At 40.8% G+C, this 15,010-nt stretch carries 13 protein-coding genes; 5 read left to right on the top strand and 8 right to left on the bottom strand.

Annotated features, from left to right (window positions below; translation table 11 throughout):
• Positions 1 to 66 precede the first annotated feature (66 nt).
• Positions 67 to 1,203 (bottom strand): DUF445 domain-containing protein, encoded by a 1,137-nt coding sequence (locus NST12_RS04155; protein WP_341028669.1) that lies wholly within the window; start codon positions 1,201 to 1,203, stop codon positions 67 to 69.
• A 132-nt stretch (positions 1,204 to 1,335) separates the two neighbouring features.
• Here NST12_RS04155 and NST12_RS04150 point away from each other — a divergent pair, with 132 nt between their 5' ends.
• The 5 genes from NST12_RS04150 (at position 1,336) to NST12_RS04130 (ending at position 6,229) form a co-directional block, all read left to right on the top strand.
• Positions 1,336 to 2,691, top strand: coding sequence for a YheC/YheD family endospore coat-associated protein (locus NST12_RS04150; protein WP_341028667.1), 1,356 nt, complete (start codon positions 1,336 to 1,338; stop codon positions 2,689 to 2,691).
• A 48-nt stretch (positions 2,692 to 2,739) separates the two neighbouring features.
• Entirely contained in the window at positions 2,740 to 4,116 is a 1,377-nt protein-coding gene (locus NST12_RS04145) for a YheC/YheD family endospore coat-associated protein (protein ID WP_341100351.1), read from the top strand.
• Entirely contained in the window at positions 4,100 to 5,287 is a 1,188-nt protein-coding gene (locus NST12_RS04140; RefSeq protein ID WP_341028665.1) for a YheC/YheD family endospore coat-associated protein, read from the top strand. The genes NST12_RS04145 and NST12_RS04140 overlap by 17 nt, the downstream gene beginning before the upstream one ends.
• A 230-nt stretch (positions 5,288 to 5,517) precedes the next feature.
• Positions 5,518 to 5,706 (top strand): hypothetical protein, encoded by a 189-nt coding sequence (locus tag NST12_RS04135; RefSeq protein ID WP_003353182.1) that lies wholly within the window; start codon positions 5,518 to 5,520, stop codon positions 5,704 to 5,706.
• A gap of 304 nt (positions 5,707 to 6,010) precedes the next feature.
• Complete coding sequence (locus NST12_RS04130; RefSeq protein ID WP_048622819.1) at positions 6,011 to 6,229, top strand: alpha/beta-type small acid-soluble spore protein; 219 nt, start codon at positions 6,011 to 6,013, stop codon at positions 6,227 to 6,229.
• A 141-nt stretch (positions 6,230 to 6,370) separates the two neighbouring features.
• Here NST12_RS04130 and fumC read toward each other — a convergent pair whose 3' ends face one another.
• The 7 genes from fumC to leuC all read right to left on the bottom strand — a co-directional run bounded on the left by fumC (position 6,371) and on the right by leuC (position 14,974).
• Positions 6,371 to 7,744, bottom strand: a complete 1,374-nt coding sequence (gene fumC / locus NST12_RS04125) for a class II fumarate hydratase (RefSeq protein WP_341028660.1) — start codon at positions 7,742 to 7,744, stop codon at positions 6,371 to 6,373.
• 248 nt (positions 7,745 to 7,992) lie between these two features.
• Positions 7,993 to 8,856 carry an aminodeoxychorismate lyase gene (gene pabC, locus NST12_RS04120; protein ID WP_341100348.1) on the bottom strand — a complete coding sequence of 288 codons (864 nt, stop codon included), beginning with the start codon at positions 8,854 to 8,856 and terminating at the stop codon, positions 7,993 to 7,995.
• Complete coding sequence (gene pabA / locus NST12_RS04115; protein WP_341028656.1) at positions 8,853 to 9,452, bottom strand: aminodeoxychorismate/anthranilate synthase component II; 600 nt, start codon at positions 9,450 to 9,452, stop codon at positions 8,853 to 8,855. The genes pabC and pabA overlap by 4 nt, the downstream gene beginning before the upstream one ends.
• On the bottom strand, positions 9,449 to 10,849 hold the full coding sequence (locus NST12_RS04110) for an anthranilate synthase component I family protein (protein WP_341100344.1): 1,401 nt from the start codon (positions 10,847 to 10,849) through the stop codon (positions 9,449 to 9,451). The genes pabA and NST12_RS04110 overlap by 4 nt, the downstream gene beginning before the upstream one ends.
• 216 nt (positions 10,850 to 11,065) lie before the next feature.
• Positions 11,066 to 12,328 (bottom strand): group II intron reverse transcriptase/maturase, encoded by a 1,263-nt coding sequence (gene ltrA / locus NST12_RS04105; RefSeq protein WP_003354109.1) that lies wholly within the window; start codon positions 12,326 to 12,328, stop codon positions 11,066 to 11,068.
• A gap of 617 nt (positions 12,329 to 12,945) precedes the next feature.
• A complete protein-coding gene (leuD, locus tag NST12_RS04100) occupies positions 12,946 to 13,548 on the bottom strand; it encodes a 3-isopropylmalate dehydratase small subunit (RefSeq protein WP_341095175.1) in 603 nt (200 codons plus the stop codon).
• Between the two features lie 13 nt (positions 13,549 to 13,561).
• On the bottom strand, positions 13,562 to 14,974 hold the full coding sequence (gene leuC / locus NST12_RS04095; RefSeq protein ID WP_341100342.1) for a 3-isopropylmalate dehydratase large subunit: 1,413 nt from the start codon (positions 14,972 to 14,974) through the stop codon (positions 13,562 to 13,564).
• Between the last annotated feature and the right edge of the window lie 36 nt (positions 14,975 to 15,010).

The following is a 15,010-nucleotide window of genomic DNA, read 5'->3' as shown; positions in this document are numbered from 1 at the left end:
AACTGCCACTCAACTATAGCAAATTATGAACTAGAAAGCGAGAATGTTCCTGACAACTTTGATTTCTTATGGAAACAGCAACGTCACAAACCCTTGCAGCAAGCCGATGACTCCTCCCAGCAATGCACCTAAATAGGTAATAGCCTTTAATTCTTTATTAGCTATTTCAATCACCATTTTTTCAATACGCTCGAGGGAAAAAGACTCTACCTCTTCACGGACAATATCCGCGATCCGTAATTTTTCTACAATGGTTTGGATACGATTCGAAAAAAATGGGGCTGCTTTTTCAACTAGCCGTGGGATATATTGCTTTAAAATTTCTTCTTCATAAGAATTCAGCAGATCAGAGAGTGTTTTTTGAAAAAATGTTTCTGTGTTGAACTGACGAACGATAAATTCCGTTCCTTTCTCTACCGTGTTCTTATCCAGCCATTCCGACAAAATACGCTCCCATTTCCATTCCAACATTTTTTCGAACTCAGCCCTTATGATAGAAAGAAGTATTTCATTCGTCCCTGGATTGCGTAAAAATTTCATCATTTCAGGCAGTATTTTATCGACAATCGAGGAATTGCCCAAAAGCATTTGAAGCATACTTCCCATCATGCCTCGTTCCGCCAAAAAATCATCCAGCATTTTTTTCACTCTTTGTTTACCTTCCGAACTTGAAAAGTAGTTCATTGCATGTTGTAAAATATAGGCGCTCACATCCGGGAGTTTTTCTTCCAACTTTCGAATCGTTTCAGGCAAAAGGACATCTTTAATAGTCTGGCTTGAATAAGAATTCCCCAATTCCTCAATCGTTTTTTCCATTTTCTTTTTCAGATATCTTTCCAATCGCTTTTCCGGTTCTTGCACCCCGACCAATTCCATCCATTCTTTGATCGTTTTTTCTGAAGTGAACAATCGTTTTGCTTCCTGTTGAACGAGTGAGGTCATATCTTGAAGAAATTGCAGATCTTGAAATTTCTTTTGAATGCTTTGCGGCGTAACTAAATGATCGGATACCATTTTCCCAAGCTGAAAAGCAATTTCTTTTCGCCGTTTCGGAATCAATCCGGGTGTAAAGGGAATATGCCATTTCCCGATATACAGACTGCGATGGGGGCGAAACAGCATTAAAATGGCAATGGCGTTCGTAATTCCGCCAATAACGGCTCCAATTATGACCATAAATAATACAAGTAAAGAACCTGACATTTCGTATCTCCTTCCCGAGTTTTCGACATATGAACCTTTTACGCTCTTCCTTCATACGATGAAAACATCAGCAATTGCCCATTGCTTCATTATAAAATTTCACACGGAAAAAGTGCAAACGGGGAATCGCTCATGTTTTTCGACTTACATGTAAAAATAGAACAATGGCAAGATGAAAAATCCGTCCAAATTTCGTTTTTTCCAACTGAAGCGTTAAACATAAACCCATTGAAATTATGTGTAGGCCATTGGAAGTTCGATCTTAAAAAACAGGATGCGGAACGGACCAATGAGAGTTGGTTTCAAATGAAAAACGACGGTAAAAGAAATTTATTCTTTTTAGAGCGAAAATGGCAAGGCTACTATGCGGCGGATTCGGCCACGCTTTTTTTAGGTCCGGTGATTGCCATCTTAACGGAAATAAAAGGCTCAAAAGGAAACATACAATTTCCTTCTATTGAAGAGTTTTGCAAAGAAGTGGATCAAATATTCCGAAAAAAAGGCGGCTTTATGTATGTTGCCAACTTGAACGACTTTTATAAGAAAACAGGCTATTATCGAGAAGAACATGAATGGAAAAAAGAAACCCTTCCGATTCCGGATGTCATCTACAACCGGATACACTCGCGAAAAAAAGAATCTTCTCGTGCGTTTCGAAACGTTAAGAGAGTAGTAAAGAAGCACTGCATTTGCTTTTTTAACGAATCATTTTTGGATAAATGGACAGTTTTTCAACTTCTTCAAGAAAGTGACGATATCCGTCCTTATCTGCCAGAAACAAAACTTTTAACGAAAGATTCTCTTTTGCAAATGCTGGAAAATTCACCGGTTTATATAAAACCAATCGCAGGAAGCCAAGGTAAAGACATTATTTATGCTGAACAAAAAGATGGAAAAATGTTCATCCGATCAACCGGAGAAATGCTTGATATGGATGAAACCATAGAAATCCAACCTTTTCTAACAAAACTATTCCACTCGTTAGACCCCTCTTCGTTTCTCATTCAAAAAAAAATTGACCTTCTTACGCCACAAGATTGTTTGCTGGATTTTCGATTGCTTTGCCATTGGCAAGGCGATCATGGCTGGAAAGTAACATCCATTGTCGCTCGAACCGGGAAAAACAAAGCAATTGTTTCCAATATTTCTCAAGGAGGGCATTTGGAAAAACCAAAAACCATCTTAAAGAAATTTTTCCCGACCGATTTTTTTCATATATATCAAACGATGATACAACTTGCTGTAAAGGTGGCGCAAGCCGTACATCAGCGTTCAGATGGAAACTTTTTCGAATTGGGAGTAGATATCGGAATCGATCAAAAGGGGAAAATTTGGCTCATTGAGGTGAATTCAAAACCGTCCAAAAAAGAAGCCATTCATACGAACACTTTTCGCCCGTCTGCACTGGCTATTTTTCACATTGCCGAAAAAAAGTGGAGAGAAAGAATGGAATTTGATGTACAGAACCGTGATGAACGAAATGACTGAAGCAAACTTTCGTTCGTTATACGAAAAATTTCTTCATGAGGTGGTCTAATGAAAAAATTCTATCGACTCGAAATCGTAGAAGATGAGAAAGAATTTATTTATCTCCCAAAAGATTTGCAAAAACCTCCGTCTGAAAAAATCAGAATTTGTTTTGGTACGAAAGTAGAAGAAAACTTGTCCAACATCCATATGAACAGACGGAATATCCTATCCATTAGTTCTGCTCTTGCAGAAAAACTGTTGGTCCCATCTCAAGCAAAATCGTGTCATTTATTTATATCCGGAGATACGTATATCATTGGTCCTTTAATCGGCATTTTTTCATCTGGATTCACCCCTTTCCCTCTTCGGCCAATAGGCAAGAGAACAGATTTTTTTGCAAAACTGCTCTCCTTGCAAGACTCCTTGGGTGTGATTACTTATGTTTTCGGAGAACAGCAAATCGACTGGGACAGCGGGATCATTTCCGGCTATTACTTTTCGGAAAATAAATGGAAGATCAACCAATTTCCCTTTCCAAACGTCATCTATGACCGGCTGCCGAACCGTAGAAGCGAAAAAAATCCTTCTTACCGAAAAGCCAAGAAAAAACTGCAAACGGATTATTTAATTCCTTGGTATAACCCGGGGTTCTTCAATAAACACGAAATTTTTGAATATTTGAAACAAAATAAGGATGCCAAGCCATATCTGCCGGAAACAGAAGTTTTCACATCCATAGACCAATTAAAAGCCATGCTAAATCGTTGGAAAAATATTTATTTGAAGCCAATGAACGGCAGTTCAGGAAAAGGGATCTACCAATTTATACAGGATAAGGACCAAGTTTATTACTGCCGCTTTCATGACCAAAAAGGCAACCATTTGCTAAAAGTCAAGAATTTGCATGAATTTGTTTCTTCTCGTTTTTCGAAACGGACTTTCCCGCAAATACTTTTACAGCAAGGAATTTCTCTTTTACGCCATGACAATAGACCGCTTGATTTTCGCGTCCACACCAATAAGGATTTGGACGGACAATGGAAAGTGACCGCAATGGCCGCCAAAGTAGCCGGAAAAGGAAGCGTGACAACCCATTTAAAAAACGGCGGAGAAGTAAAAAGCTTAGAAGAAATTTTTCCGGAACCAGCTTTATTGGAAACTTACCAGTCAAAATTAGAACAGGCCGCCCTAACGCTTTCTCAAGCGGTGGACACTCAAATAGACGGAATCGTAGCCGAAATCGGATTCGACTTTGGAATTGATCGAGAAGGACGAGTATGGTTTTTTGAAGCCAATTCCAAACCTGGAAGATCCATTTTTATTCATCCAGATTTAAAAAAATTCGAGCAATTAACTCGCAAAATGTCTTTACTGTTTAGTGTTTACTTGATGGAAAAATCCATTTTGGATGAAGAGGAGCTTTCCTATGAACATTTATTATGATGCCGATCATCAAAAATGGTGCCACAATAATTCCGATCACACCTTTTTTATTTTTGGTTCCGACGAGTTGCATCCTCTTAAAAATGGCCATAAAACGGAAAAAGAGTTTACCGTTACTCCAAAAAAAAGAAAAATCGGGCCATTGGTTGGAATTTTAACCGGTTGTGCAGCGGACGGCACTTATTATGGAAACATTCCGCTTTTTAAAAACATACAAATGGCACTGCAGGCAAAAGGGGGGCTTTCTTATATTTTTTGCCTTGACGGAATTAACGACGATTTTATCGACGGCTCCATTTATCACATAGAATCAGAAACTTGGCTCGATGCCAGGTTCCCCTTTCCCGATTTAGTCTACAATCGAATGCCGAGCAGAGCAAAAGAAAAAAGTCGCTCCTTTCAAAATTTCGTTCGCATTCTGGGAAATAAAGGCATTCCTTTTTTTAATCCTTCTTATCTTAATAAATGGGAAGTATACCAGGCCTTTAAGAAAGATAAATTTTTATCCGACTATTTACCAGAAACCCGTCCCTTTCAAAATTTGGACTCGTTTCAATCTTTTTTGTCAGAAAAAAAACGGTTGTACGCAAAACATCGATCCCTTTCTCAAGGAAATGGAATTGATTTGTTAATATTTGAGGAAAACGGAGCCGTCACTTGCCAAAATGTACATCAAAAACGTCAATATCCTTCCATTGAATCGTGCTATGCTGACAGAAAAGAGGAATGGACAGGACAATATATTCTTCAAGAAGCGGTGGAAACAGAAAAAATAAATGGAAATAAATACGATTTTCGCGTTCTTGTTCACTATCAAAACAAAAACTACATCGTTACTGGCATCGGAGTCAGAGTATCAACCAAACAGCAGATTACCACACATACGACAAACGGCGGAAAACGAATACCCTTTCAACATCTTGCCTCCCCGGCATTAGAAAAACAAATTTCAAATCTGGCCAACGCCTGCGGCCATCAACTTTCTAAAGAGTTTGATTTTTTCGGGGAATTTTCAATGGATATCGGCAAAAAAAAGACAGGAGAATTAGTATTATTTGAAGTCAATGCAAAACCGATGAGTTTTGACGAAATCGAAATTGAAAAGAAACGATTAGAACATATAACGCAATTATTTTTCGAAAAAACAAATTTTGAAGACGCAAAAGGATGATTGAAGTTTTTTCCCACGATAAGAAAAAACGCATCTTCCATTTATTAAGGCACTTTATCTGTTGAAAAGTGCCTTATTTCTGTTTTCTGCGCATCTATAGATCGCTGCAGCCAACAGCTGATTATGCGCGAAACATGAAGATCGAAGTACCGGAAAAAAATAGGTTTGTCCGGTCAAAAGAATATTCTTCCTTCTTCTTCGGCAAAATAAAAATTAAGGAGGAGATGAAAATGGGAATAAAAAAACAGGAAGCATCCTTTTTGCCGGATACCAACTTTGAAGGAAAAGATGAATTATTTTTGGATGTGGATCGCATGATTAATGAAGGGCTTTCCGGAGGATCAGTTCATTTGCATGGAAATAGGGCGAATATCGAAGAAGCCCATCCATTCGTAGAAGAAGAACCTCCGAACCAATAATTTTAACAAAGAAGATCCCGCCGCAATAGACGAGTCGTCGGCAACTCAATTGTAGGAGGGATCTTCGTTTCAGGAGTCGGCACGTTTTGATAAAGAAGCGGGTTTCTCCTTTTTTAAAAGGAAATAACTACCTTGCCGATCTTCGAATAATACAAAAAAACCGAAACATAATACTAGTACAGCCAGCCAATCATAACATTCATTCACAACATCTCGGGTTAGCCAAGCGGAAAGGAAAATTGATTCCTTTAGTCTGGTGCAATTCCAGCCTAACCCAAAAATACAATAAGGAGATGAACTTAAAATGGCAACAAATAGAAGCAATAGCAGCAACCAATTAGTAGTAGCAGGCGCTCAACAAGCTATCGACCAAATGAAATACGAAATCGCTCAAGAATTTGGAGTCAATCTTGGAGCAGATACGACTTCCCGCGCTAACGGTTCTGTAGGGGGAGAAATTACAAAACGTTTGGTTTCTTTAGCTCAACAACAAATCAGCGGTTACCAAGGTCAACAACAATAACTGAATAGGATATGGCTGTGGAGAGGCATCTTTTCTGATGCCTCTCCTTCTTCCATTAACGATTAAAGTCAACTAAGTAACCTTTCACTAAATCATAGACCTTCTTTTAAAAAAAGAACATAACTAGCTTAAGGCTTTCGCCTACAAATGAATCATTCTGGATGGGTCCACCCATTCATCGAACTGTTCTTCTGTTACATATCCAGTTTTTAATGCGGCTTCTTTTAATGTCGTCCCCTCTTTAAACGCCAATTTTGCAATTTCGGCTGCTTTTTCATAACCGATATATGGGTTTAAGGCCGTGACCAACATTAAAGATTGATTCATTAATTTATCGATCACTTCTTGATTGGCTTCTATACCACGGACACATTTCTCTTCAAAAGAAACCATTCCGTCTGCCAATAATCGGATGGATTGGAGAACATTATATATAATAACCGGTTTAAAAACATTTAATTCAAAATTTCCCTGACTGGCGGCAAATCCAATTGTAGCATCATTGCCAAAAACTTGTGCCGCTATCATGGTAATTGCTTCGCATTGAGTAGGATTTACCTTTCCTGGCATAATCGAACTTCCCGGTTCATTAGCCGGGATCGTCAATTCTCCCAGTCCGCTTCTCGGCCCGCTTGCAAGCCAACGAATATCATTGGCGATCTTCATTAAATCCGCCGCCAACGCTTTCAATGCACCGTGGAAGTGAACGATTTCATCATGGCTTGTCAAAGCATGAAATTTATTATCAGAAGATCGGAACGGATATCCTGTCTGTTTCTCCAGTTCTTTTGCCACTTTGGGGCCAAATGTGGGGTCTGCGTTGATTCCTGTTCCAACTGCGGTTCCCCCAATAGCCAGATTTAGAATGTAGGCACTGGAATCTTTCAGCATTTGTTCCGTCCGCTCCAACATGGTCCGCCAACCTGAAATTTCTTGCCCAAGCGTTAATGGTGTAGCATCCTGTAAGTGAGTTCTTCCGATTTTAATCAATTTCATGTATTGAACTTCTTTGTCTTTCAGTGTGGCCTTTAATTGCTGCAACGCAGGGACAAGCCGTTTTTGAAAGGCATTGTACACGGCAATATGCATGGCTGTAGGAAATGTGTCATTTGAACTTTGAGACATGTTGACATCGTCGTTTGGATGAATCGTTTCTTCATTATGCAACAGTTCATTCCCGCGATGAGAAATAACTTCATTGACATTCATGTTCGTCTGAGTGCCGCTTCCTGTTTGCCAAACAGACAACGGAAAATGTTCATCCCATTTTCCTTCTAAAATCTCATCGCATACTTGCACAATAGCTTCTTTTTTGGCAGCGTTTAATTTTCCTAACTCATGATTCACAACAGCCGCTGCTTTCTTTAAATGAGCATAAGCATAAATGAGATCAAGAGGCATTTTTTCTATACTAATTTTAAAGTTATTTCGACTTCTTTCTGTTTGCGCACCCCAATATTTGTCTTTCGGAACCTTCACTTCGCCAAGGGTGTCCTTTTCAATACGATACTCCATTTCCCATCCTCCTAACATGACCGTTCTTTTTAACTGTTAAACCATTTTTATCATAGTCTTATCATAAGAATTCTGTCAATTTTTTGGTTTTAAAAAATTTCATCAAATTCTGTTTTTGGCTCCCTTTATGCAATTGCAAATTTTCTATCAGATCTTTCAAGATACGCTATTCTTAAACACAGCTTCCAAAGCCCGATCTTTCTTTCCCCTAGCCTTGTGTTCAAATGTCGAAAAAGATTATTCACTACTTAAACGGACAATGCTTTTGCTGACCATAAATAAGAGCAATAACGCTGATATTCCTCCCAAAGTGTACGCACGTATTTTCCTCGGATTCCCGGATAAAAGCGATCTCCCATTTTTCGAACTGGAGCAATTTCAATAATGGAATTGGTTAAAAAGATTTCTTCTGCATAATCCAATTCTTCCGGAAAAAAATATCCCTCTTGCACCGGAATATGAAGTCTCTCTGCCAATTTCATAATGAATCGCCTCGTGACGCCATCTAAAATGCCCGTTTGTAAACAAGGAGTAAAAATCGTTCCCTCTTTTACCCAAAAAAGATTGGATACAATGCCTTCCGCTAAATGCCCTTCTTTCGTCAAAAAAATGCCTTCTTGTTCTCCATTGCTTCCCATTTCCCATTTTGCGGCCACATTATTCAAAAAGTGGTGAGATTTTAATCGTTTTCCCGTTTCCGGCGTGTTTCTCGGCAATGTTAATAAGACTGCTTCTTTTTCTTTCATGGCATGGAGACGCTTGAAGGGCCGCTGGAAAACGAAAATAGTCGGTCGATGATATGGTTCGTTTTGCATTCCCATCTCTCCGAGTCCCGCCGAAACATTCAAACGCACCGACGAATCCGTCAGCCCATTGCGTCGGCAAAGTTCCTGAATAATGTCCAACGCTTTTTTCCTCGTCATCGATGCACGAATACGCAATTCTTTTACCCCTTCATTAAGGCGTTCAAGATGGTCATCTAAAAGAAAAGGATGACCAGAATATGTAGGAATGGTCTCAAAAACGCCGAGACCATATAAATATCCATGATCAAACGGCGAGATCATCGCTTTTTCTTTTTCTATAAACTGACCATTGAGATAGACGATCATCTTGTCAGTCCCCCGTTCGCTTCCTGCTTCCGATAAGTATTGAAAAAATTGGACAAAAGCTGCTTACCGAATTCCGTTAAAATCGATTCTGGATGAAATTGGACACCTTCTATCGAATAGGATCGATGACGTAACGCCATAATCTCCCCTTCCTCCGTCCAAGCCGAGATTTCAAAACAGTGCGGAAGAGAGTCTTTATCCACTATAAGCGAATGGTATCTAGTGGCTCGAAACGGATTAGGAACATCGCGAAAGATGGTGCGGCCGTCGTGAAAAATGGCAGATGTTTTTCCGTGCATTTGTTTTTCGGCCCGAATAATGTTTCCGCCAAAAGCCTGCGCTATCGCTTGATGGCCGAGACAAACTCCAAAAATGGGAATACGGCCTGCAAAATAGCGGATAGCCTCCAAACTTATCCCCGCTTCATTTGGCGTGCAGGGCCCAGGTGAAATCATTAAAAAATCAGGAGAAAGGTTTTCTATATCGCGAATCGAGAGACAATCGTTTCTTTTTACAATGATCTCTTCTCCTAACTCCCCTATGTATTGAACGAGATTATAAGTAAAGGAATCATAATTATCGATCATTAAAATCATGTGAGCGCCTCCTTTTTTTCTGCCATTTCTTTTGCCTTCCATAGTGCCGCCGCTTTTTTCAATGATTCTTTGTATTCATATTGAGGTCGGGAATCCAGAACAATACCTGCCCCAGCCTGCACATAGGCTTTTCCATTTTTGGCAATCATCGTCCGGATCACGATATTAAGATCCATATCGCCATTCAACCCGATCCAGCCAATCGATCCTGTATAAACTCCTCGGCGAACATTCTCCAATTCTTCTATGATTTCCATCGTCCGAACTTTCGGTGCACCTGTGATCGTCCCTCCCGGAAAAACGGCATCAATCACGTCAAAAGCATTTTTTTCTTCTGCCAATATCCCTTCGACTTCAGATACTAGATGCATGACATGGGAATATTTTTCGATCGTCATCAATTCATTGACCCGAACAGTGCCATACTGACATACCCGTCCTAAATCGTTTCGTTCCAAATCCACCAGCATGACATGTTCCGCTCGTTCCTTCACGTTTCCGAGCAATTCATTCGCCAAAATCTGATCTTCCTCCTCGCTCTTTCCTCGAGAACGGGTGCCGGCAATCGGACGCGTTTTTACCCTTTGTCCGGTCTTTTTCACCAACAACTCCGGAGATCCGCATACTATTTGAAAATCGTTGGAGTGTATATATCCCATATACGGAGAAGGATTGATGCTGCGTAATGTTTTGTACACTTCAAGAGCCGGGACATGCAGCGTTTTCGCTTGGCGAACGGACAAATTGACTTGAAAGACATCCCCGCTGGCAATGTATTCTTGAATTTTTTCCACTGCATGAATAAATTCTTTTTCCGACAGCGACACTTCAAGATCTTTTCCCGAAATAGCAGGAACAGGTGATTCGATCTCTTCGCTTTCCTTCAGTTCGGATTGCCACATTTCCTTCCACGTATCCAAACCATATCGACTATCCTCAGATTCAGCTAATGTCATCACCCACAGACAATTCGTTTCATGATCAAAAACAACCCATTCTCGAAAAAAATAAAAATATAGAAGCGGAAGGTCCAGATCATCTTGCGCTAAATGGGGCAATTTTTCAATAAGGCGAGCATAATCATAGCTTATAAAGCCTATTAATCCGCCTTGAAATTCAGGCAGTCCCGGAGCCGGATCCAGTTTATAAGGTCGCAGCCATTGTTCAATCATTCGAAGCGGTTGACCTTCCATCCATTTATCGCGGCCATTCATTGTCACCTGAATCCCATTTTGTTGCCCTTCAATCACGGCAAAAGGTTCAATTCCAGCGATGCTGTATCGGCCGGATCGTCCACTTTCCAGCAAAGCATAATGCGACTTTCCCTTTACTAATTGGCAAAATTTCCGAAAAAACCGTTCCTTTGAATAAGGGATAGTGTCATAAAACAATTTCATTCGTTTGCAACCTTCTTTCTGTTTTGCATTCGGCCTCTTTCACATAAAAAGAGCCCTTGTTCCATTTATTATACATGCAAATAGGATAACAATTGAAAAAAGGCTCATCATGATTTAAGAAAGAATCCTATTTTCTCATGGAATCGAGTAGGAGGGAGCGATTAACTCCCGTCCTCTCACACCACCGTACGTACGGTTCCGTATACGGCGGTTCAATCAAGATAAATGACGCAAGAATTCATAACGTTTCTGTAGACTTTTAAGCCCTTGGTTACTCCAATAGGAGTTTCCAAGGGTTCTGTGTAATATGGGACTTTTTGAGATTCGCCAATAACCTTTACGACTGTTCCCCCATTCATAAGCTTTCCATTCAGGAACTCCTAGTTTTATGAGGTTGCGTATCCTGGTCTTTGAGGTCTTCCAGTTTTTCCATAAACACATCCGGAGTCTTCGTCGAATCCAGCCATCCAAATCTTCAAAGATACTCTTTGTGTCTGCTAATGCAAAATATCCACACCATCCAAGTAGATATTGGTTAAGTTTCTTAATCCGATATTCCATTGGGTATGGTATTTTTCTTGACGTGATTTCTCGCACCTTTTTCTTCATTCGTTTTAGACTTTGCTTGGCAATCCGAACTTTTGGCTCTTTTGAAGGTGTAAAACTAAATCCTAGAAACTTTCGTTTCCATGGTCGGTCAACCGCAGATTTCTTCTCGTTGACTTTTAGACGAAGTTTTCCCTCAATAAATCGTTTGACACTAGCCATGGTTCTTTCACCAGCCCGTTTTGACTTCACGTAAATATTACAGTCATCGGCATAACGAACAAATTTATGCCCTCTTTTCTCTAATTCTTTGTCTAGTTCATCTAGTACAATATTCGAAAGTAAAGGGCTTAGGGGGCCACCTTGCGGCGTCCCTTCTTCTGTCCTAGATACCACACCATTAATCATGACACCAGCTTGTAGATATTTGCGGATTAGCTTCAATAGTGGCTTTTCTTTAATAGTCTTGGCTAATGTACTCATCAGCCTGTCATGATTCACTCGATCGAAGAACTTTTCTAAATCCATGTCTACTACCCATCTATAACCATCTCTGATATAGCCTTTTGCTTTCCTAACTGCGTCATGAGCACTTCGATTTGAACGAAACCCATAACTATGTTCGGAGAACATAGGGTCATATATCCTCGATAATACTTGGGCAATTGCTTGTTGAATCAAACGGTCTGTTACGGTTGGAATACCTAGTAACCGAACACCGCCATCAGGTTTCGGGATTTCGACTCTTCGAACAGGCATTGGTTCATAGGTACCCTTGAGAATAGCTTCTTTAATGGATATCCAGTTTTCGACTATGTGCTGACGTAGGTTTTGTACGGGCATCATATCTACTCCATGGCTACCTTTGTTCTTTTCTACTCTTTGTAAAGCTAAAAGCATATTCTCCCGTGACAGGATTTGATTCAAAAGCATTGTTATTCTTCCTTCCGTGAATAGCTTATCTTCTTATGCCAGTGGTCACTCCACCCTCCAAGAGGTCCCCCACGGGATTCACCGTTTCCTTCCTCAAGTGAGGTACTACGTTTTCTGTGTTCAACATGACACACTGAATGCAAAGGGCTATTCTCTCTTAATTGTTCAGTCCTTCCGAATTGTTCTAGACCAATTCGTACTATGACCTCTGCTGACTTCTGATGGCTCAGCTACTTATCACTAAGTAGGTTATGAAGGGTACTTCACGTATCCATCAGACCTCCCCGGGTAAGAGTGTAATCTTTCCTTCCATCCATCTGCTTCATTTACTCTGTATCACCTTCGGCAGAAAGGGCTTTGTTTTGTTGTGCAAACTCACCCAGTGATACCTAGCCTCCTATGAAGTTCGTGTTCCTCAGATCGGAAGTTTGCCGCCCGCTTCCTTCAGATTCCGCGTCACCACGGACACCCTTGCGTTAAGCTAACTGCTACTTCTGCCTTCGCAGCTCGGGACTTTCACCCTATAGATTACACCCATGCCGGGCGCACACGAAAAAGCTGCCGGGGCCAACCCCCGGCAGCTTTTTTTGTCATCACTTCGATGATGAAGATTAGGCCTATTTCGCCTGTACTGTTTTTTCCCTTCTCTCCTCATAAGCTCGAATTTCATCTTCTAAATTAAGAGTGACGGCAATTTCATCCCATCCGTTTAACAGCATTTCCTTCCAATAAGGATCCATCATAAACGTAGCCAAAAATCCTTTTCGATCCGTCACATGCTGGTTTTTCAAATCCACAAAGAGACGGTAGCCAGGTTCTGATGCTTTTTCCAACAGCAGAGACACCTCTTCTGCCGTTAATTTTATCGGCAATAGTCCGTTCTTCAAACAATTATTATAGAAAATATCAGCAAAGCTGGGGGCAATAATGATTTTAAATCCATAATCCATTAAAGCCCACGGAGCGTGTTCACGGGAAGAACCGCAACCAAAGTTTTCTCCTGCCACTAAAATACTGGCGTCTTTATATTGAGGATCGTTTAAAATAAAATCTTCCCTCACATTGCCGTCGTCGTCAAAACGCCAATGATAAAATAAAAACTGGCCAAAGCCTTTACGCTCAATTCGCTTTAAAAACTGTTTCGGTATAATTTGGTCCGTATCGACATTCGTTCTATTCAGAGGACAAACAATCCCATTAAACTTATTGATTGGTTCCATATGGCTACATCTCCTATTGATAAATTCCAGTTAGTTTGCGAACATCCATAAATCTTCCCGCTATGGCTGCAGCCGCTGCCATAGGAGGGCTGACCAGATGGGTTCTAGAACCATTTCCTTGGCGCCCTTCAAAATTTCGGTTAGAAGTGGAAGCACAACGCTTTCCTGCTGGAACAATGTCCTCATTCATCGCCAAACACATGCTGCATCCGGATTCACGCCATTCAAATCCTGCTTCTGTAAAAATTCGATCTAACCCTTCTTCTTCAGCTGCTTTTTTGACAGACTGAGAACCAGGTACAACAATCGCTTTCACGCCATTATGGACTTTCCGCCCTTTGACAACCTCTGCTGCTGACCGCAAGTCGCTCAGCCTGGAATTGGTACACGATCCGATAAAAACATAGTCGATCGGAATGTCTTCCATTCTCGTTCCCGGCTTTAAGCCCATATATTCGATCGCTCTTTCCGCCGCTTCACGGTCTTGTGCTCTTTCGAATTTTTCGGGAAAAGGAACAATTCCACTTATTCCTGTACCCATCGAAGGATTTGTTCCCCACGTCACTTGTGGTTCAATTTCTGAAGCATCAATTTCGAGCGTTTTGTCGTAAACCGCTCCTTCATCCGTCGCCAATGTCTTCCAATATTCCACTAATTTTTCAAATTCCTCGCCTTTTGGAACATACTTTCTACCTTTTAAATAATTAAATGTCACTTCATCCGGACTAACGAGACCGGCACGGGCTCCTGCTTCAATGGACATATTGCAAACAGTCATCCGTTCTTCCATGGAAAGTTTGCGAATGGCTTCACCCGTATACTCGATAATATAGCCGGTTCCGGCATCAATTCCAAATTTGGATATGATGCCCAAAATCAAATCTTTGGCCGTCACGCCAAATCCCAGTTTCCCGTTCACTTTGATTTGCAGCGTCTTTGGTTTTGCTTGCCAAAGAGTTTGAGTCGCCAATACATGTTCGACCTCGCTTGTCCCGATTCCAAATGCGAGAGCGCCAAATGCTCCATGAGTAGAAGTATGGCTGTCACCGCATACGATGGTTTTCCCCGGCTGCGTCAACCCAAGCTCAGGACCGATCACATGGACTATTCCTTGATCCGGATGGTTGATATCCGCCAATTCAATGCCAAACTCCTTACAGTTTTCATATAATTTTTCCATCTGCGTTTTTGAAATAGGATCGTTTACAATATGTCTGTTCATCGTAGGAACGTTATGATCCATCGTAGCGTATGTCAGATCGGGCCGTCTCACTTTTCGATTTTTCATGCGGAGTCCTTCAAAAGCTTGAGGAGATGTGACTTCATGTACTAAGTGCAAATCAATATATAATAAGTCCGGTTTTCCTTCCTCACGATGCACCACATGCTGTTCCCATATTTTTTCAATAATTGTCTTCGGCTGCAATGGCTGTCCCTCCTCTATGAATTGGTATGGAAACTA

This window comes from Bacillus sp. FSL W8-1127, assembly GCF_038006725.1.
In the GTDB taxonomy this organism is placed as follows: Bacteria; Bacillota; Bacilli; order Bacillales; family DSM-4216; genus Bacillus_O; species Bacillus_O smithii.
Note: the sequence above shows the minus strand (reverse complement) of the source record. Positions and strands in the feature narration are given on the sequence as shown.

Bases quoted from the DNA above. Each gene is read 5' to 3' on its own strand.
- NST12_RS04155 (WP_341028669.1), bottom strand. From the start codon at position 1,203: ATGTCAGGTTCTTTACTTGTATTATTTATGGTCATAATTGGAGCCGTT.
- NST12_RS04150 (WP_341028667.1), top strand. From the start codon at position 1,336: ATGTTTTTCGACTTACATGTAAAAATAGAACAATGGCAAGATGAAAAA.
- NST12_RS04145 (WP_341100351.1), top strand. From the start codon at position 2,740: ATGAAAAAATTCTATCGACTCGAAATCGTAGAAGATGAGAAAGAATTT.
- NST12_RS04140 (WP_341028665.1), top strand. From the start codon at position 4,100: ATGAACATTTATTATGATGCCGATCATCAAAAATGGTGCCACAATAAT.
- NST12_RS04135 (WP_003353182.1), top strand. From the start codon at position 5,518: ATGGGAATAAAAAAACAGGAAGCATCCTTTTTGCCGGATACCAACTTT.
- NST12_RS04130 (WP_048622819.1), top strand. From the start codon at position 6,011: ATGGCAACAAATAGAAGCAATAGCAGCAACCAATTAGTAGTAGCAGGC.
- fumC (WP_341028660.1), bottom strand. From the start codon at position 7,744: ATGGAGTATCGTATTGAAAAGGACACCCTTGGCGAAGTGAAGGTTCCG.
- pabC (WP_341100348.1), bottom strand. From the start codon at position 8,856: ATGATCGTCTATCTCAATGGTCAGTTTATAGAAAAAGAAAAAGCGATG.
- pabA (WP_341028656.1), bottom strand. From the start codon at position 9,452: ATGATTTTAATGATCGATAATTATGATTCCTTTACTTATAATCTCGTT.
- NST12_RS04110 (WP_341100344.1), bottom strand. From the start codon at position 10,849: ATGAAATTGTTTTATGACACTATCCCTTATTCAAAGGAACGGTTTTTT.
- ltrA (WP_003354109.1), bottom strand. From the start codon at position 12,328: ATGCTTTTGAATCAAATCCTGTCACGGGAGAATATGCTTTTAGCTTTA.
- leuD (WP_341095175.1), bottom strand. From the start codon at position 13,548: ATGGAACCAATCAATAAGTTTAATGGGATTGTTTGTCCTCTGAATAGA.